We start from the raw sequence: 19,426 nt of genomic DNA, 5'->3' as shown, positions 1-19,426 counted from the left end.
GGGGCTGTGTCTGACGTGCGGCTCCGCCGCGTGGGCGCGACCAGCGACGGTGACTCGTCACCCCGCCCGGCTCAAGCGCCCCGTAAGGGGCGCGGGGAACTGCGCGGCCAGCCCCCGTGCGCCCGCAGTCGCACGACGGCCGGTCGTGGCACCCCCGTGGGCGTCACCCCAGCCTCCCCCTGCTCTCCGGCCCCCCGAAGGCCACCACCGGCCCCCCGTCCCCCTCCTCGCCCAGCAGCACACCCCCGAGCACCGCCCCCGTCACCCCGCTGCCATGGGCGGCCTCCCCCGCGTACGGGTTCCCGTGCACCCGTACGTCCCGCTCCGCCAGTTCCCGCGCCTTCCGGGCGAGCCGGTCCGTGTCCGCCGGCGCCACGCCCCGCGCGCCCGCCAGCAACGCGCGGGCCTGTACCCCCACCGCCCCCCGATGCGTCCCCACGAAGTCGTCCGCCGCCTCCAGCGCGCCGCGCGCCACCAGCTCCGCCCCCGCCGCGATCACCCCGGACCGCCCGCCCCCCGTTCCCTCCACCGCGCGCACGACCCGGCGCAGGGCGTCCAACGGGTCGTACGGCCCGCCGGTCACCTCCTCCCTCACGGCGGCCAGCACGGCGTCGGCATGCGTCAGCCGCGGCGACGGGGTCGTCCCCCGCAGCCCCGCGAGCTCCGCCTCCGCGCCCGTCAGGGCGGCCGGCACCAGCTCCGCCGCCGTCCGCAGCTCCCGCGCCAGCCGCTCCGCCCCGCCCAGCAGCACCCCGGCCTGCGCCACGGCCCCCTCGGCGGCCCGCACCCCCCGCCGGGACCCCTCACGGTCACCTGAATCCCCTGCCTGGCGGGCCTGGTTGAGCCGGGACGTCGCGAACACCAGCCGGTCCTTGGCCTGTTCGACGTACCCGACCACAGGGGCGAGGGCGGCCGGCCCGTACCGCGCACCCGCCTCGGCCAGCGCGCCCGCCACCCTGCCGGTCCGCCCCGCCAGCTTCCGGAACCGCCCCTCGGCCACCGCCAGCGCACCCCCCGCTTCCCACGCGGCGTCGAACTCAGCCGCGGCCGCGTCCAATTGCCGTCCCGCCTCGGCGCACCGCCCGACCACACCCACCAGTGCCTGCCGCCGGCCGGCGTCGTCCCCGGGCACCCCCTCCTCGTTCCGGCGCCATATCGCGAACGCGGCCGCCAGCTCGGTCTCGGCCGCCCTGAGGGCCCGTACGACGGGCTCGCCCCCGTCGACGTACCCGAGGGCCTCCCGGCTCGCGCGCACACAGTCGTCGGCGAGGACCAGGGAGGACCGGGCCTGCCGCTCGACGTCGAGGGCCGACGGCACCGGCGGTGCGGGAGAGACGATCCCCGGCGTGGTGCGCGAGCGGGCCCGCCGTATCCGCCGTACGTATCCGTAGCCGCCCAGCGCGCCGGCCGCGGCCACGACCGCGAGCGGCAGCACGTAATCGACGGCCGGTACCCCGTCCGCCACGTCGGCCGCGGCGACCGTGCCGCCCTCGGCCACCGGAACCGGATCTCGAACGGTGCTCGTCATCACCGGCAGCACCAGCCAGACCACCCCGGTCACCCCGCCCAGCACCGCGTGCCCCACCCGCACACCTATGTGCCCGGTGGCACGTCTCGGCCGACCCCGGATCAAGGATGACGTCACATTTCGGAGCGTATGGGCATCCGGCCGGCTTCGCGACCGGGCGGGGACAGGCGGGTGATGACGGGATCAGAGGGGCAGGGGAGGGCTCGGCGACGGAAGGATTCAGGCCCGTCGGGCCCCGGCGCACCAGGCCCGCGGGCGCCGACAAGAAGGCGAACGTGTGTCCCCGGATCACTGGTGAGGGTGATTGCGCCGGAAGTCACGTGTGAGTGTGCGAGTCTCGCCCATATAGTCGCGCGACAACGCAGGCAGAGGGCCGGACGAGGGCGGGGGTGTCGGCATTGACCGGAGCGACGGGTGTCGATGCGGTGGAGCATGCCACCGAGGACGACTGGACTTTCTATCGGAAGGACTGGGTTCGTACGTCATGACAACCGCTCGCGCCCACCTCACCCGTGACGACCTCGCGTCGCTCTCCCGCGAGGCCCTCGGCCGTGCTCCCGCCGCCGTCACCCGCCTGCGCGGCGGGAGCAAGAAGGGCGTCTACCGGCTCGCCCTCGACAACGGCCGGAGCGCGATCGCGTACGTCTGGTCCCCGGAGGAGGACTACTGGGGGCCGGCCGACGCCGACATCCGCGACCCCTTCGCGCACGCGTCCGGTCTCGGCCTCTTCCTGTCCGCCCACGACCTGCTGACCGAACTCGGCGTGCGCACCCCACGCCTGCTCTTCGCCGACGAGGACGCCGCCCACCTGCCCGCCTACGCCGCTGTCGTCGAGGACGTCCGCGGCGGCAGCCTGGAGATGCTGCTGCGCAGCGACCCGGGCGCCGCACGGGTGCCGCTGGCCCGCCTGGCGGCCACGCTCGGCGTGCTCCGTGAGCGCGTCTCGCCGGGATACGGCAAGGCCGCCCTGGTGGAGGAGGGCGGCAAGCCGCTCGGCAGCTCCTGCGAGCAGGTCGTCGCGGACTGCGCGATGCGTGACATCGCCGAGGTGGCCGAGCGCGACCCTCGCCTGCGCGAGGTGCGGCAGGCGCTGGCCGAGCGGGTGCGGCAGCTCTACGACGCGGTCGAACCGCGCGAGCACGCCTCCCTCGTGCACGGCGAACTCGGCCCGGACCACGTCCTGGTGACCGAGGAGGGCGACCCCGCGCTCATCGACGTCGAAGGCCTGATGTACTTCGACGCCGAATGGGAGCACGTCTTCCTCCAGCTGCGCTTCGGGCCCGCCTACGACGTGCTGCGCGCCGCCGGCCTCGACGAGGACCGCACGGAGCTGTACCGGCTGGCGATGCACCTCAACCTCGTCGCAGGGCCGCTCAGGCTGCTCGACGGCGACTTCCCGGAGCGCGAACCGATGCGGGAGATCGCCGAGTCCAACCTCCGGCGGGTGCTCAGCCTCCTGCCGGGCGCCTCCTGATCTTCGAGCCGAGCCAGACGAGGGGGTCGTACTTGCGGTCGGCCGCCCGTTCCTTCAAGGGGATCAGGGCGTTGTCCGTGATGTGGATGCCCTCCGGGCACACCTCCGTGCAGCACTTGGTGATGTTGCAGTAGCCGAGGCCGTGTTCGTCCTGGGCCGCGCGCTTGCGGTCCAGGCCGGCCGCCTCCGCCGCGTCCAGCGGGTGCATGTCCAGCTCCGCGACCCGCATGAGGAAACGCGGGCCCGCGTACGCCGCCTTGTTCTCCTCGTGGTCGCGCACGACATGGCAGACGTCCTGGCACAGGAAGCACTCGATGCACTTGCGGAACTCCTGCGAGCGGTCCACGTCCTCCTGGAACATCCGGTACTCGCCGGGGCCGAGGCCGGCCGGCGGTACGAACGCCGGGACCTCCCTGGCCTTCTGGTAGTTGAAGCCGACGTCCGTGACCAGGTCGCGGATCACCGGGAAGGCGCGCAGCGGGGTGACCGTGACGGTCTCGCCCTGTTCGAAGACGGACATGCGGGTCATGCACATCAGGCGCGGGCGGCCGTTGATCTCGGCCGAGCACGAACCGCACTTGCCCGCCTTGCAGTTCCAGCGGACGGCAAGATCGGCGGCCTGGGTGGCCTGGATGCGGTGGATGATGTCCAGGACCACCTCGCCGTCGTTCACCTCGACCTTGAAGTCCTCCAGGCCGCCGCCCTCGACGTCGCCCCGCCACACCCGGAAGTGGGCCGTGTAGCCGCTCATTCGTACAGCTCCTCTTCGGCGAGGTACTTGACCAGCTCCTCCTTCTCGAAGAGGGCGAGCAGGTCGGCTCGGATGGGGTCGGTGGTCTCGCGGGTGAGAGTGATCTGGCCGCGCACCGGGTCGGCGGCCGCGAGCCCGCCGGTGGGGTCGGCCAGCCGGCAGAGCAGGTTCACGGGGCGCCACCGGCGGTCCATCGTCGGGTGGTCCTCGCGGGTGTGCCCGCCGCGCGACTCGGTGCGCTCCAGCGCCGACCGGGCCACGCACTCGCTGACCAGCAGCATGTTCCTGAGGTCCAGGGCGAGGTGCCAGCCCGGGTTGAACTGCCGGTGCCCCTCCACCCCCGCCCGGCGCGCCCGCACCCGCAGCTCGGCGAGCCGCTGCAGGGCCTGCTCCATCTCGCCCTCCCGGCGGATGATGCCGACCAGGTCGTTCATGGACTGCTGGAGCTCCTGGTGGAGGGTGTACGGGTTCTCCGGCGGCCCGGCGTCCGGCTGCTGGCTCTCCGCGGAGAAGGGCCGCAGCGCCTCGGCCGCCGCCGCGTCGACCTGCTGGTCGTCCACGGCCGGCCGGGCGTCCGTGTCCGCCGCGTAGTCGGCCGCGTGCCAGCCCGCCCGGCGCCCGAACACCAGCAGGTCGGAGAGCGAGTTGCCGCCGAGCCGGTTGGAGCCGTGCATGCCGCCGGCCACCTCGCCGGCCGCGAACAGCCCCGGCACCCCGCGGGCGGCGGCGGTGTCGGAGTCCACCGCGACCCCGCCCATCACGTAGTGGCAGGTCGGCCCGACCTCCATCGCCTCCGCCGTGATGTCGACGTCGGCCAGCTCCTTGAACTGGTGGTACATGGAGGGCAGCCGGCGCCGGATCACCTCGGCCGGCATCCGCGTCGACACGTCCAGGAAGACCCCGCCGTGCGGGGAGCCGCGGCCCGCCTTCACCTCGGAGTTGATCGCGCGGGCGACCTCGTCGCGGGGGAGCAGCTCGGGGGGACGCCGGTTGTGGTCCGGGTCCTCGTACCAGCGGTCGCCCTCCTCCTCGGACTCGGCGTACTTCTCCTTGAAGACGTCCGGGATGTAGTCGAACATGAACCGCTTGCCCTCGGAGTTCCGGAGCACCCCGCCGTCGCCGCGCACCGACTCGGTGACCAGGATCCCCTTCACCGACGGCGGCCAGACCATGCCGGTCGGGTGGAACTGCACGAACTCCATGTTGAGCAGCGGCGCCCCCGCCAGCAGCGCGAGCGCGTGCCCGTCGCCGGTGTACTCCCACGAGTTCGAGGTCACCTTGAAGGACTTGCCGATGCCCCCGGTCGCGACGACCACGGCGGGCGCTTCGAGGACGAGGAAACGGCCGGTCTCCCGCTCGTACGCGAAGACGCCGCTCACCCGTGAGCCCGCGGCGGAGCGGCTGTCGGGCACAGTCTTGAGGATCCGGGTGACCGTGCACTCCTGGAAGACCTTGAGCCGGGACTCGTAGTCGCCGGTCTCCTTCTGGTCCTCCTGCTGGAGCGAGACGATCTTCTGTTGCAGGGTCCGGATCAGCTCAAGACCGGTGCGGTCGCCGACGTGGGCGAGGCGCGGGTACTCGTGGCCGCCGAAGTTGCGCTGGGAGATCTTCCCGTCCTTCGTGCGGTCGAAGAGGGCGCCCCAGGTCTCCAGCTCCCAGACGCGGTCCGGGGCCTCCTTGGCGTGCAGCTCGGCCATCCGCCACTGGTTGAGGAACTTGCCGCCGCGCAGGGTGTCGCGGAAGTGCACCTGCCAGTTGTCGTGCTCGTTGACGTTGGCCATCGCCGCCGCGATGCCGCCCTCGGCCATCACCGTGTGCGCCTTGCCGAACAGCGACTTGCAGATCACCGCCGTACGGGCGCCCCGCTCGCGCGCCTCGATCGCGGCGCGCAGGCCCGCCCCGCCGGCGCCGACGACCACGACGTCCCACTGCTGCCGCTCCACCGCTGCCATCACAAGCCCCACTCATTAGAAGAATCGCGGATCGTCGAAGACACCGGACGCGAGCAGATAGACGTAGAAGTCGGCGAGCGCCACGCTCACCAACGACGCCCAGGCGAGCTGCATGTGCCAGGCGTTGAGCCGGCCGACGAACTGCCATGCCTTGTAGCGCACGGGGTGTTTGGAGAAGTGCTTGAGCTTGCCGCCGACGATGTGCCGGCAGGAGTGGCAGGACAGCGTGTACACCCAGATCAGCACGATGTTGACCAGGAAGACCAGGGTGCCGAGGCCCATGTGGCCCCAGCGCTCGTGCGGGTCCCGGAAGGAGAGCACCGTGTCGTAGGTCAGCACGCCGGCGACCAATAGGGCGAAGTAGAAGAAGTACCGGTGGAGGTTCTGCAGGATCAGCGGGAAGCGGGTCTCACCGGTGTACTTCGCGTGCGGTTCGGCCACCGCGCAGGCGGGCGGGGAGGCCCAGAAGCTGCGGTAGTACGCCTTGCGGTAGTAGTAGCAGGTCAGGCGGAAGCCCAGCGGGAAGACCAGGATGATGATCGCCGGGGAGATCGCCCACCAGCTGCCGAAGACGTCGGCGTTCGGGCCGGACGGCATGGCCTTGCAGTTCTCGGCCAGACACGGCGAGTAGAACGGCGAGACGTACGGCGCCGAGTAGTAGTGCGCGTTCGCGAAGGCCCGCCAGGTCGAGTAGACGACGAACGCGAACAGACCGGCCGCGGTGACGGCGGGCGCCAGCCACCAGCGGTCGGTCCGCAGGTGCGGGGCGGAGATCGCGGCGCGCGTACGGGTGCGTACGCCGCCGCTGTTCGGATGTGGTTCCGTACCAGTGGCCAATGGATGACTCCGGTCGGGGTGGGGGTGGGTGGCCTGCGGTCAGCGCTCCTAGGGGGCGTGCCGGGCGCCGAGACCCTCGTCGTCCGTGTCCGTCCACAGGTTGATGTCGTACGGATCGTCGGAGATGGTGACGAGCTCGGGGCGCTTGCCCGGGGCGCCGGTGCTGGCCGCCTCCCGCAGCAGGGCCACGCTCTCGCGCAGGTGATCGGCGTCGGCACGGACGCGGCGCATCTCCAGTCCACCGCCCCCGAGCTGCTGCTCCAGGCGGCTGACGGACCGGTTCAGGTCTTCTAGGCAACGCTGTACTGACGTCAGGTCGTCGTGCACGGACATGACGTGACCTCACTTCCGCGGACTCGGTGGTCCAAGGCGGCAACGTTCATGCGCCTGCGAGTGTTGCGCGTCACACCTGCCGATGTGAAGGCATGTGCAGCGATTGGCGGATCGCACGCCTCCGCCGCACGCCCGCACGCGCTCTGTGTGCGCCGGGAAGAGCACGACATTGCGCCGCACGGGTGGCGTTTGGGAGCCCCCGCCGCCGTGTCGTCCCGGGCCGACGGACCTCGTCCATTTCAGTGGGGTCCGTACTTCTGACGTACATGTGATCAACTCCAAAATACCCCCAAATGTGAACAGATCGCACCCGTGTCACGGGGACTCCCGGAGGTAAGCAGAGATGTCTCACCACGGCGTCGGCGCTGGGCAGCGCCCCGCAGGGGCGCGGGGCCCCCTTGGATCCGCCGCTGCCGCCGCGCGGGCGCGAGCAACCACGCCGGAGCCGCGGCCGAAGCACGGCCCGTCGCGGCGCCACCAGCGAAACGCCGTCGCCCTCCTGGCCGCCGGCGCCCTCGCCGTCCCCCTCCTCGCCGGCTGCGGTTCCGACGACGAGGGCAGCAAGCCGCTGGCCGGCCAGGACATCGTGCCGGTCGCCCGGGACGCGGTCGCCGAGGGCGGCACCCTGAAGATGGCCGTGGACGCCGTACCGGAGACCCTGAACACCTTCCAGGCCGACGCCGACGCGGGCACCACCCGGGTCGCCCAGGCCGTCCTGCCGTCGATGTTCACCATCGACCGGACCGGCAGGCCGGTCCGCAACCCGGACTACCTGGAGTCGGCCAAGGTCATCGAGACCGAGCCCCGCCAGGTCGTCCTCTACAAGCTCAACCAGCAGGCCGTCTGGAGCGACGGCCGGGAGATCGGCGCCGCCGACTTCGCCGCCCAGTGGCGCGCCCTGTCCGGCAAGGACTCCGCCTACTGGACCGCCCGCAACGCCGGCTACGACCGCATCGCCCAGATCGAGCGCGGCGCCAACGACCTGGAGGTCCGGGTCACCTTCGAGAGGCCGTACGCCGACTGGAAGTCGCTGTTCTCGCCGCTGTACCCGATGGACGTCATGGGCACCCCGGACACCTTCAACGACGGCGCCCGCCGCAAGCTCACCGTCACCGCCGGCCCCTTCCGGGTCGACAAGGTCGACACCGCCACGAAGGACGTGGTCCTCACCCGCAACCCGCGCTGGTGGGGCCGCCCGGCCAAGCTCGACGAGATCGACCTGCACGCCGTGGACCGCGAGAAGCGGGCGTCCGCGCTCGCCGCCGGCACGGTCGACGTCGCCGACATCGACGCCGCCGAGGCCGAGCGGATCAACGTCGCCGGCCGCGAGAAGGGCACCGAGCTGCCGCTGCAGGGCGCCGGAAAGACCTCCGCCAAGAAGCTGAGGTCCTGGGCGCTGACCCTCGGCATGGACGAGGAGAAGCTGCCCGAGGGCCCGAAGAAGCTCCGCAGGAGCATCGCAAAGTGGCTGGAGCAGCAGCATGAGCTGCGCGACTTCGACGTCCGCAAGTCGCTGGAGCCCGCCTACACCCAGCTCGCCCTCAACGGCTCCCAGGGCCCGCTCGCCGACGAGCGGGTACGCCGGGCCGTCGCCCGCGCCCTCGACCGCCAGGCGCTCGCCAGACTGGTCCTCGCCCCGCTCGGGCTGCCCGCCGTACCGGTCGGCAGCCACGTCGCCCTGTCCGGGCAGACCGCCTACACCGACGGCAGCGGGGCGATCGGCGGCCTCGACACCCACGAGGCCGAGGCGCTGCTCGCCGACGCCGGCTGGGTGGCCGGCGGGCCGGTCAAGGACCCGGGCAAGGCGGCCGGCGCGGAGGACGAGAAGAAGGGCGACAAGAAGAAGGACGACGGCGAGCAGGGCGACGAGTCGGACGGCGGGCACGACGGGCAGTTCATCGTCGGAGAGGACGACAAGAACTCGAAGGACTCGTACGACAAGGACACCCGCGACCACCAGAAGGACCACGCGCACGGGGCGCCGGGGGCGTACGCGCCGAAGGGCACGGCGGCGCCCAGGGGCGCGGGGGCGCCCGCCGGGCCGCTGGCCAAGGACGGGAAGGCGCTCTCGCTGCGGTTCGTGCTGCCCTCGGGGCCGGGCTCGGAGACGCTCCAGTCGGTGGCCGGCCAGATCTCGAAGATGCTGGACCGGGTGGGGATCGCGACCGAGATCAAGAAGGTGCCGGACGACAGCTACTTCAAGGACCACATCGCGGCCGGGCAGTACGACCTCGCGCTGTACTCGTGGCCGTCGTCCGCGTTCCCGGCGACGGACGCGCGGCCGATCTACGCGAAGCCGGCGGTGGCGGCCGACGGGTCGCTGAACATCGAGCAGAACTACACGCGGATCGGCACCGACCAGGTGGACCAGCTCTTCGACCAGGCGCTGGGCACCCTGGACGAGGACGAGGCGGACGGGCTGCTGCGCAAGGCGGACTCCAGGATCTGGGCGTCTGCGGGGTCGCTGCCGCTGTACCAGCGGCCGCAGATCGTGGGCGCCCGGAAGGGCCTGGTGAACGTGGGCGCCTTCGGCTTCCAGACGCCGGTCTACCAGGACATGGGGTTCCTGAAGAAGGGGGCGAAGACGTCGCCGAGCCCCAGTCGATGACCGCCGCGCCGAGTCCGCGGAAGCCAAGCTGAAGTGCACTGACGTATCCCGGCGCGCCCCAGTGGCGGCGGCCCCGTACCATGGGGTGAGGCCGTGGCGTGTTTGCCCGGCAGGCCCGCGTCACACGGACGTACGCAGAGGGCCTTCTCAACACCCCGGGAGTACGCCGCACTATGGCCACGCGCCACGACATCCGTAACGTCGCCATCGTCGCCCACGTCGACCATGGCAAGACGACCCTCGTAGACGCCATGCTGAAGCAGGCCGGTGCCTTCGCGGCGCACGCCGCCGAGTCGCTCGACGACCGCATGATGGACTCGAACGACCTGGAGCGTGAGAAGGGCATCACGATCCTGGCCAAGAACACGGCCGTGAAATACCACCCGAAGGATGGCGGCGACGTCATCACCATCAACATCATCGACACCCCGGGCCACGCCGACTTCGGTGGCGAGGTCGAGCGCGGTCTGTCGATGGTGGACGCGGTGGTCCTGCTGGTCGACGCCTCCGAGGGCCCGCTGCCGCAGACCCGCTTCGTGCTGCGCAAGGCCCTCCAGCAGCGCCTGCCCGTCATCCTGTGCATCAACAAGACGGACCGCCCGGACTCCCGGATCGACGAGGTGGTCAACGAGACCTACGACCTCTTCCTCGACCTGGACGCGGACGAGGACCAGATCGAGTTCCCGATCGTCTACGCCTGTGCGCGTGACGGTGTGGCCTCGCTGACCAAGCCGGAGGACGGCACGGTCCCGGCCGACAGCGACAGCCTGGAGCCGTTCTTCTCCACGATCCTCTCCCACGTCCCGGCTCCGGAGTACGACGCGGAGGCCCCGCTCCAGGCGCACGTCACCAACCTGGACGCCGACAACTTCCTCGGCCGTATCGCACTGCTCCGCGTCGAGCAGGGCGAGCTGCGCAAGGGCCAGACCGTCACGTGGATCAGGCGTGACGGCACGATGTCCAACGTGCGCATCACCGAGCTCCTGATGACCGAGGCGCTCACCCGCAAGCCCGCCGAGATGGCCGGCCCGGGCGACATCTGCGCCGTCGCCGGCATCGCGGACATCATGATCGGTGAGACCCTCGCCGACCCCGAGAACCCGATCCCGCTGCCGCTGATCACGGTCGACGAGCCCGCGATCTCGATGACCATCGGCACCAACACCTCGCCGCTGGTCGGCCGTGGCGGTACCGGCAAGGGCGCCGACAACAAGGCCGCGGTCAAGGACCGCAAGGTCACCGCCCGCCAGGTCAAGGACCGCCTCGACCGCGAGCTGATCGGTAACGTCTCCCTCCGGGTGCTCGACACCGAGCGTCCGGACGCGTGGGAGGTCCAGGGCCGTGGTGAGCTGGCGCTCGCCATCCTGGTCGAGCAGATGCGCCGCGAGGGCTTCGAGCTGACCATCGGCAAGCCGCAGGTCGTCACCAAGCTCGTCGACGGCAAGGTCTACGAGCCGGTCGAGCGCATGACGGTCGACGTGCCCGAGGAGCACATGGGCGCGGTCACGCAGCTCATGGGCGTCCGCAAGGGCCGGATGGACAACATGTCCAACCACGGATCCGGCTGGGTCCGCATGGAGTTCGTGGTGCCCTCCCGCGGCCTCATCGGCTTCCGTACCGAGTTCCTGACGCAGACGCGTGGCACGGGCATCGGGCACTCCATCCACGAGGGTCACGAGCCCTGGTTCGGACCCCTGCAGACCCGTAACAACGGCTCGCTGGTCGCCGACCGCGCCGGTGCCGTCACCGCGTTCGCGATGACGAACCTCCAGGAGCGCGGCGTGCTGTTCGTGGATCCCGGCACCGAGGTGTACGAGGGCATGATCGTCGGCGAGAACTCCCGGTCCGACGACATGGACGTCAACATCACCAAGGAGAAGAAGCTCACGAACATGCGGTCGTCGTCGGCCGACTCGTTCGAGGCGATCGTGCCGCCGCGCAAGCTCTCGCTGGAGCAGTCGCTGGAGTTCTGCCGCGACGACGAGTGCGTCGAGGTGACCCCGGAGGCCGTTCGCATCCGCAAGGTGAACCTGGACGCCCGCGAGCGGGCGCGCGCCGCCAGCCGCGCCAAGCACGGCTGATCGGGCCTGACCGCAGGACAGCCGAGCCCGGGCACCCCCATGATGGGGGTGCCCGGGCTTTTTGCAACCCGTTTTCGGGTGGGCGAGAGTCAGCCATCCTGGGGCCGGTGTCCGACATGCGGAGATCCGCGCCCGATACCCATGTAACAAGTCCGTTTCGCGGCCTTCTCCCGTCGAACGCTTTGTCCATTTTTCGGAAGAACTACGCGCTAGCTGTGACTGAATTGAGATTTAAAGACAGTGGTCGGCACCTGGCTCATGGCAGATAGTTAGCCGCGTAGCGCTCGGGTCAATGGGTCTCGCGCTGTGGGGACAGCGCTCGACTCACGAGCACCAGGGGGTGTCTGACCCTCCGTCAGGGGTGTCGGAGGGTATGGACGGAAACCTCCTGTTGGTGAACACGTGAAGTCATGAGGAGAAGTCCCATGTGCAGTGTCACAGGCACGAGGTGGGTTCCATCGTCGGCCACGCCGTCCGTTGCGTCCGACTGCCCCTGTCCGTCCGGCGGTTGGTCCTGAAGCGGCGGTCGGCCGCGTAGCGTCGTCGCCCGCCTACGCGCGTCCGGCTGCGGCATTCCCGCGCACCGCGGGGACGCCCTGACGCTTCATCGGATCACGCCTCATCGGATCATGCCACAGCGGTCGCGCACCCGTGCCGGCCGCCGGTTCGGCACACCCACACCTGTGAATTGGACGAACTGTGACAAGTCCTACGGACATTGAGGGTGGCGGACGGTCGGTCGTCGTGGACGGCGGACCGGAGCCCGACACGAACACCGGGACGGTGAAGCTCGAAGGCCGCTCACCCGGCCAGCTGATGTGGATACGCTTCAAGCGCGACCGCACCGGCGTCATCTCGGCGTTCGTCGTGGGGTTCTTCTTCCTGATCGCCCTGTTCGCCCCGCTCATCGCGAAGGTGTACGGCAAGAACCCGTACACCGTGTACGCGGACGAACGTCCCGAACTCTTCGACAGCGCGGGTGTCCCGGTGCAGCCCAACGGCGGCATCAGCAGCGAGTTCTGGTTCGGCCTCGAACCCGGCAACGGCTACGACGTGTTCACCAAGCTGATCTACGGCATCCGGACCTCACTGTTCATCTCCCTCGCGGTGACCGTCGCGGTGGTGCTCACCGGCATCCTCCTCGGCGTCACGGCCGGCTACCTCGGCGGCAGGACCGACTACTGGATCGGCCGGCTGATCGACTTCCTGCTCGCCTTCCCCTCGCAGTTGTTCTTCATCGCCAGCATGCCGGTCGTGGTCTCCCTCTTCGTCAGCCCGCGTGACGAGACGCCGACCTATGTGCGCGTGGTCGCGCTGATCGTCGTCCAGTGGGTGCTCGGCTGGATGAGCCTCGCCCGCATCCTGCGCGGCACGACGCTGGCCATCAGGGAACGGGAGTTCATCGAGGCGGCCCGGGTCAGCGGGGCCACCCCCTGGCGGATCATCCGCAGGGAGATCCTGCCGAACGTCGTCACGCCCCTTCTGGTGCAGGCCACCTACCTCCTGCCGAGCTTCGTGACCATCGAGGCGGGCCTGTCCTACCTGGGCGTCGGCGTGGTCGAACCGACCCCTGACTGGGGCCAGATGTTCTCCAAGGCATCGACCGAACTCGTTCTGCAGAACGACATCACCTACATGTTCTTCCCCGGCGTCTCGATGATCATCTTCATCGTGGCCTTCAACCTGCTCGGGGACTCGGTCCGCGACGCCTTCGACCCGAAGACGGCGCGCTGACCAACTGATCGTGGGCGTCCTCGCCCGGATACCGCACGGCAATTCCCGTTTGTGTACCGGTGACACGGAGATAGGTGGAAATTTCAGTGATGAGTAGGGGCGAACGCCACGTATACACGGCGGTCTCAGTGCTCGCGGCCGGAGCTCTCGTGCTCACCGGTTGCAGCAAGGGGGGCAGTGATGCGAGCGACAACAACAAGCAGGACCAGAAGAACGCCAAGGCACAGCAGGCGGCCATCAAGTTCGGCGACGCGGCGGACTCCACGGGGCCCGCGAAAGAGGTGCCGGGTGCCAAGAGCGGCGGCAAGCTGGAGGTGCTCCAGCGGGACAGCTACGCGCACCTCGACCCGGCCCAGATCTACGTCTCCGACGAGGGATCGCTGGCCAACCTGCTCCACAGAGGCCTGACCGGGTACAAGTCGACCGACGACAAGGGCGAGGGCCACGAGGTCGTCGGTGACCTCGCCACCGACTCCGGCACCACCACGGACGGCGGCAAGACCTGGAAGTACACCCTCAAGGACGGCGTCAAGTTCGCGGACGGCACGCCCATCACGTCGGCGGACTTCCGGCAGACCTTCGAGCGGCTCTTCGCGCCGTTCATCAACCAGGGCCCGACGTACCTCCAGCAGTGGCTCGCCGACACCACCGGCGCGGACTACCGCAAGCTGCTGCCGGACGGCCCGTACAAGGGCAAGCACCTGCCCGACAGCGTCCTTGAGACGCCCGACGCCAAGACCGTCGTCTTCCACTTCAAGACCGCCCACCCGGACCTGCCGTACGCGCTCGCCATGGCGGGCTACGCGGTGGTGTCCAAGAAGGGCGACACCCAGGCGAAGTACGACAAGAGCCCGGTCACGAGCGGTCCCTACAAGATCCAGTCGTTCAAGTCCGGCAAGTCGATGGTCCTCGTCAAGAACACCAACTGGGACCCGAAGACGGACCCGATCCGCCACCAGTACCTGGACGAGCTCGACTTCACCTTCAACCAGCAGTACGAGACGTCCACGAAGGCACTGCTCGCGGACACCGGCGCCGACCAGACCGGCGTCAGCTTCAACAACCAGGTCGACGCGGGCAACCTGTCCAAGGTCCTCAGCGACTCGACCCTCAAGTCCCGCACGGTCGCCGGCTACCAGCCGTACGTGGGCCAGATGAACATCAACATGAACCACATCAAGGACAAGAAGATCCGCGAGGCCATCGCGTACGCGCTGCCCATCACGCCGTTCATCCGCGCCTACGGCGGCAACGACGCCATGGAGGTGGCCGGCGGTCTGATCTCCCCGACCGTCACCGGCTACGACTCCTCGTTCGACCCGTTCGGCAAGAAGGCGAAGCCCGCCGGTGACCCGGTCAAGGCCAAGAAGCTGCTCCAGGAGGCCGGCAAGGTCGGCATGAAGCTGACCTTCGGTTACATCAACACCCCCGAGGGCCAGCAGTACTCCACGGCCATGGCCGCTGGTCTGAAGAAGGCCGGCTTCGACGTTCAGCGCCAGGAGATCCCGGCCGAGACGTACTACGACCAGATCGGCAAGGTCACCAACAACTACGACATCTACCACACCGCGTGGGGTGCCGACTGGCCGTCCGCCTCGACCGTGATCCCGCCGCTGTACGACGGCCGGGCGATCGCCGACGGTTCGCCGAACTACTCGCACGTGAACGACCCCAAGGTCAACAGCGACATCGACGCCGCCAACGCGATCACCGACCCGGCGAAGTCGGCCGCGGCCTGGGAGAAGATCGACAAGTACCTGCTCACCGACCTCGTCAACGTCGTTCCGACGGCGTACTACAAGCAGGTCCAGATCGCCGGTTCCAAGGTCGGCGGGCTCGTCTACGACAACGTGATCGGCGGCATCGACCCGCGTCGCCTCTACATCAAGTAACCGCCGCCATCGGTCCGGTACCCGGTACGTCCGCCCGCCCCGCGCGGGTCACGGCGTACCGGGTACCGCCCGGCCCGCAGACGCGAGAGAGCTGCCCCTGTCATGCTGCGTTTCCTCGTCCGCCGGACCCTCGGTGCGATCGTCATCCTGTTCCTGCTGAGCATCGTCACGTTCCTGCTGTTCTTCGGGATGCCCCGGGACCCGGCCCTGCTGATGTGCGGCAAGACGTGCAACCCGACGTCGCTCGCGAACATCCACCATGTGCTCGGGCTCGACAAGCCGGTTCCCGAGCAGTACTGGATCTTCCTGCACAACCTGGTGCTGGGCAGCAACCAGTTCGACCAGGGCCCCTGCCCCGCCCCGTGTTTCGGGTACTCGTACCACACCAACGACCTGGTCTGGCAGACGCTCATGGACCGGCTGCCCACCACGGTCTCCCTCACCCTGGGCGGCGCGGTCTGCTTTCTGATCATCGGCCTTGGCACCGGTCTCCTGGCCGCCTGGAAACGCGGCACGCTGATCGACAAGACCGCCACGGGCGGAGCCATGGTGCTCAGCTCCATGCAGATCTACTTCCTGGGCCCGCTCGCGCTCGCCGTCCTCGTCTACCAGACCCACTGGTTCGACAAACCGGCGTACAACAACTTCACCGGCGACCCCGTCACCTGGTTCACCGGGCTGATCATCCCCTGGGTGGTGCTGTCCACGATCTTCGCAGCGCAGTACACCCGTATGGCGCGCTCGTCGATGATCGAGCAGCTCCAGGAGGAGCACGTCCGCACGGCCCGCGCGAAGGGCATGTCCCGGCAGTACGTCTTCTTCCGTTACGCCTGGCGCGGCTCGCTGATCCCGATCGTCACCATCTTCGGCATCGACCTCGGCTCCCTGCTCGGCGGCGCCATCATCACCGAGTACACCTTCAGTCTGCCGGGTCTCGGCCAACTCGCCGTACAGTCCGTGTTCTTCAGCGACCTGCCGTTGCTCCTCGGCGTGATGCTGTTCTCAGCCGCCATGATCCTGCTGTTCAACATCATCGTCGACGCGGCCTACGCGTTCATCGACCCGCGCGTCCGGCTGGCCTAGGCCGGGTAAGAGGAGAACTGTCGTGACCACTCTGACCAAGGACGCCGGCACCCCCGCACCGGCCGACGCGGGTGCCTTCCTCTCCGTGCGGGACCTGCACGTCAGCTTCAAGACCGAGGACGGCGTGGTCCGGGCCGTGGACGGGCTGTCGTTCGACCTGGCGCGAGGCAAGACCCTCGGGATCGTCGGCGAGTCGGGGTCCGGGAAGTCGGTCACCAACCTGACCATCCTCGGCCTGCACAATCCCCAGTTCACCACGGTCGAGGGCGAGATCCTCCTGGACGGCCAGGAGTTGATCACCGCCCGCGAGTCCGAGCTGGAGAAGGTGCGCGGCAACAAGGCCGCCATGATCTTCCAGGACCCGCTCACCGCGCTGTCGCCGTACTACACGGTGGGCCGCCAGATCGCCGAGCCGTTCATGAAACACCGGGGCGCCTCCAAGCGGGCGGCCTGGGACCGGGCGGTCGAGATGCTCGCCAAGGTCGGCATCCCCAACCCGAAGGAACGGGCCAAGGACTACCCGCACCAGTTCTCCGGCGGCATGCGCCAGCGCGCGATGATCGCCATGGCCCTGGTCTGCGACCCCGACCTGCTCATCGCCGACGAGCCGACCACCGCCCTGGACGTGACCGTCCAGGCGCAGATCCTGGACCTGCTCAAGGACCTGCAACAGGAGTTCGGATCGGGCATCATCTTCATCACCCACGACCTGGGGGTGATCGCCGACATGGCCGACGACATCATGGTGATGTACGCGGGCAGCGCGGTGGAGCGCGGCACGACGGACGAGGTCCTGCGCGCGCCCCAGCACCCGTACACCTGGGGCCTGCTGAACTCGATGCCACGCCTGGACTCGGACCTGGCCATGCCGCTGACCCCGATCCCCGGCGCCCCGCCCTCCCTGCTGACCCCGCCCTCCGGCTGCCGCTTCCACCCGCGCTGCACCTTCCAGGACCGGGTCGGCGGCAACCGCTGTGTCACCGAACGCCCGCTGCTCGGCCCCGACCGGGCCTCGGCCTGCCACCTCACGGCGGACCAGAAGCACACCATCTTCATCGAAGAGATCAAGCCCCGTCTGGGCTAGGAGACGACACGTCATGACCCAGGACATGGTCCTTCCCGCCCCGCGCGAGGCGGCTGCCGGCGAACCGCTGCTGGAGGTATCCGGCCTGACCAAGTACTTCCCGGTCAAGGGCGGCTTCCCGATCAGGCGGACGATCGGGCACGTCCAGGCCGTGGACGGCATCGACCTGACGGTACGGGTGGGAGAGAGCTTCGGCCTGGTCGGCGAGTCGGGCTGCGGCAAGTCCACCACCGGCCGCCTGATCACCCGCCTGCTGGAACCGACGGACGGCACGATCAGCTACCGCGGCCAGGACATCAGCCACGCGTCGCGTCGGGAGCTGGCCCCGATCCGCTCCGAGATCCAGATGATCTTCCAGGACCCGTACTCGTCGCTGAACCCGCGGCAGACGGTCGGCAAGATCATCTCTGGTCCGATGGAGATCAACAGGATCGAACCGGAGGGCGGCCGCGAGAAGCGCGTACGGGAACTGCTGGAGATCGTCGGCCTCAACCCCGAGCACTACAACCGCTTCCCGCACGAGTTCTCCGGCGGCCAGCGCCAGCGCATCGGCGTGGCCCGCGCCCTGGCCCTGGAGCCGAAGCTGATCGTCGCCGACGAACCGGTCTCCGCCCTCGACGTCTCCATCCAGGCCCAGGTGGTCAACCTCCTCCAGGAAGTCCAGCGCGAACTGGACATCGCGTTCCTCTTCATCGCCCACGACCTGGCGGTGGTACGGCACTTCTCACAACGGGTCGCGGTCATGTACCTCGGCAAGATCATCGAGGTCGGCGACCGGGAGGCGATCTACACCCGCCCCCGCCACCCCTACACCCACGCCCTGCTGTCGGCGGTCCCCGAGGTCAGCCTCACGGACGAGCCGGGCGCGGCCGGCCGTGAACGCATCCGCCTGGCCGGCGACGTCCCGTCCCCCATCTCCCCGCCCTCGGGCTGCCGCTTCCGCACGCGCTGCTGGAAGGCCCAGGACAAGTGCGCGGCGGAGGAACCCCCGCTGATCCAGATCTCCGGCAACCGTGAGGGCCACCTCACGGCCTGCCACTTCCCGGAGGACCCGACGACGGAGGCCCGCGACGAGGACATCATCCTGGACCCGGCGCTGGCGGCGCTGGAGGAGGAGTAGCCCTTCATGCCGGACGGTGGCGGGCCGTCAGTCCGTGCCCGCCGCCGTGCCTGCCGTCGTGCCCGCCGTCGTGGCCGGGATCCGGGCCGGCTCGGCGGCCCGGCTCACCATCGGCCGCTGGCCCGGGTCGATGTCGGCGAAGCCGAGGCGCCCGGCCCGTGCGAGCTCCGGGAAGCCGCCGCCCTTGATCCGCTCCTGGACGGCGGTCAGGGATTCAGCAACCGGTGCAACTGCTTGCCGAACTCCCGCGGGTCCCCGCTCAGCGACGCCTTGACCATTTCGGTGAACTCATCGACCACCACCTCGACGGCGTCGGCCTCGACGCCGTCGAGGGTGATCCGGGCGACATCGGCCGGGTCCATCTTGGGCAGGTCGTAGCCCTTCATCATGTCGGTGTCGGCCGCCCCGAGATGCACCGAGGTGACGAGCGTGCCCTGACCGGCCATCTCCTGGCGCAGCGCTTGACCCATGCTCCAGACGGCTGCCTTCGAGACCGCGTAGGCGCTGCTGCCGGGAAAGACGAACCATGATGCCGAAGAAGCCATGTTCACGATCGCGCCCCCGCCGTTTGCGGCAAGGACCGGTGCGAAGGCGCGGGCCATCGACAGCGTGCCCCAGAAGTTCACGTCCAGTGCGGCACGGACCTCCCGCAGGTCGCCGAGCAGGGGCCCGCCTCCGATACCGGCGTTGTTGACCAGCAGGTTCACATCGCCCGCGGTGCGGGCCGCGGCCGTGACGGCGTCCGGGTCGGAGATGTCCAGGGCGAGGACCTCGACGCCGTCGAGATCGATGGACTCGGGACGACGGGCGGTCGCGTAGACCTTCGCGCCTCGCTCGACGAGCTGGGCGGCGAGGTGGCGGCCGATGCCGCGGTTGGCTCCGGTGACGAGCGCGGTGGCTCCGTTGATGTTCATGAGCCGTACGCTAGAACCTCACGTCAACGTGAGGA

14 protein-coding genes are annotated in these 19,426 nt (G+C 69.6%); 8 read left to right on the top strand and 6 right to left on the bottom strand.

The features are described 5' to 3' along the window. Window positions 1-163 precede the first annotated feature (163 nt). Window positions 164-1,585 carry a hypothetical protein gene (locus LQ326_RS10630; protein ID WP_308401889.1) on the bottom strand — a complete coding sequence of 474 codons (1,422 nt, stop codon included), beginning with the start codon at window positions 1,583-1,585 and terminating at the stop codon, window positions 164-166. 427 nt (window positions 1,586-2,012) lie between these two features. Here LQ326_RS10630 and LQ326_RS10625 point away from each other — a divergent pair, with 427 nt between their 5' ends. Continuing rightward, window positions 2,013-3,002 (top strand): phosphotransferase family protein, encoded by a 990-nt coding sequence (locus LQ326_RS10625; RefSeq protein WP_234535019.1) that lies wholly within the window; start codon window positions 2,013-2,015, stop codon window positions 3,000-3,002. Here the strand turns inward: LQ326_RS10625 and LQ326_RS10620 are convergent. From LQ326_RS10620 to LQ326_RS10605, 4 genes are read right to left on the bottom strand one after another with little or no spacing between them, the layout of a single operon-like run. Continuing rightward, complete coding sequence (locus LQ326_RS10620; protein ID WP_234535017.1) at window positions 2,977-3,753, bottom strand: succinate dehydrogenase/fumarate reductase iron-sulfur subunit; 777 nt, start codon at window positions 3,751-3,753, stop codon at window positions 2,977-2,979. The two genes, LQ326_RS10625 and LQ326_RS10620, sit on opposite strands and share 26 nt — an antisense overlap. Further along, the gene (locus LQ326_RS10615) at window positions 3,750-5,705 is read right to left on the bottom strand and encodes a fumarate reductase/succinate dehydrogenase flavoprotein subunit (protein WP_234535015.1); all 1,956 of its coding nucleotides are present in this window, start codon (window positions 5,703-5,705) and stop codon (window positions 3,750-3,752) included. Before LQ326_RS10615 ends, LQ326_RS10620 begins: the two co-directional genes overlap by 4 nt. A 15-nt stretch (window positions 5,706-5,720) precedes the next feature. Continuing rightward, entirely contained in the window at window positions 5,721-6,542 is an 822-nt protein-coding gene (gene sdhC, locus LQ326_RS10610; RefSeq protein WP_234535014.1) for a succinate dehydrogenase subunit SdhC, read from the bottom strand. A gap of 48 nt (window positions 6,543-6,590) precedes the next feature. After that, window positions 6,591-6,875: an Rv0250c family protein gene (locus LQ326_RS10605; RefSeq protein ID WP_234535012.1), complete on the bottom strand. Its 285-nt coding sequence runs from the start codon at window positions 6,873-6,875 to the stop codon at window positions 6,591-6,593. A 343-nt stretch (window positions 6,876-7,218) separates the two neighbouring features. Between LQ326_RS10605 and LQ326_RS10600 the strand changes: the two genes are divergently transcribed. The 7 genes from LQ326_RS10600 (at window position 7,219) to LQ326_RS10570 (ending at window position 18,477) form a co-directional block, all read left to right on the top strand. Beyond that, window positions 7,219-9,483, top strand: coding sequence for an ABC transporter family substrate-binding protein (locus LQ326_RS10600; RefSeq protein ID WP_234535010.1), 2,265 nt, complete (start codon window positions 7,219-7,221; stop codon window positions 9,481-9,483). Window positions 9,484-9,656: 173 nt separating this feature from the next. Beyond that, window positions 9,657-11,564, top strand: a complete 1,908-nt coding sequence (gene typA, locus LQ326_RS10595) for a translational GTPase TypA (RefSeq protein WP_234535008.1) — start codon at window positions 9,657-9,659, stop codon at window positions 11,562-11,564. 699 nt (window positions 11,565-12,263) lie between these two features. Continuing rightward, on the top strand, window positions 12,264-13,298 hold the full coding sequence (locus tag LQ326_RS10590; RefSeq protein ID WP_234535006.1) for an ABC transporter permease: 1,035 nt from the start codon (window positions 12,264-12,266) through the stop codon (window positions 13,296-13,298). 89 nt (window positions 13,299-13,387) lie between these two features. Next, window positions 13,388-15,190 (top strand): ABC transporter substrate-binding protein, encoded by a 1,803-nt coding sequence (locus tag LQ326_RS10585; protein ID WP_234535005.1) that lies wholly within the window; start codon window positions 13,388-13,390, stop codon window positions 15,188-15,190. A 102-nt stretch (window positions 15,191-15,292) separates the two neighbouring features. After that, window positions 15,293-16,273 (top strand): ABC transporter permease, encoded by a 981-nt coding sequence (locus LQ326_RS10580; protein WP_234535003.1) that lies wholly within the window; start codon window positions 15,293-15,295, stop codon window positions 16,271-16,273. Window positions 16,274-16,295: 22 nt separating this feature from the next. After that, window positions 16,296-17,357, top strand: a complete 1,062-nt coding sequence (locus LQ326_RS10575; RefSeq protein WP_234535001.1) for an ABC transporter ATP-binding protein — start codon at window positions 16,296-16,298, stop codon at window positions 17,355-17,357. Between the two features lie 13 nt (window positions 17,358-17,370). After that, window positions 17,371-18,477: an ABC transporter ATP-binding protein gene (locus LQ326_RS10570; RefSeq protein WP_234534999.1), complete on the top strand. Its 1,107-nt coding sequence runs from the start codon at window positions 17,371-17,373 to the stop codon at window positions 18,475-18,477. A gap of 206 nt (window positions 18,478-18,683) precedes the next feature. Here the strand turns inward: LQ326_RS10570 and LQ326_RS10565 are convergent, their stop codons facing one another. Further along, the gene (locus LQ326_RS10565; RefSeq protein ID WP_234534997.1) at window positions 18,684-19,391 is read right to left on the bottom strand and encodes an SDR family oxidoreductase; all 708 of its coding nucleotides are present in this window, start codon (window positions 19,389-19,391) and stop codon (window positions 18,684-18,686) included. Window positions 19,392-19,426 lie beyond the last annotated feature (35 nt).

Source organism: Streptomyces shenzhenensis (genome assembly GCF_021462265.1).
Lineage (GTDB): Bacteria > Actinomycetota > Actinomycetes > Streptomycetales > Streptomycetaceae > Streptomyces > Streptomyces shenzhenensis.
Note: the sequence above shows the minus strand (reverse complement) of the source record. Positions and strands in the feature narration are given on the sequence as shown.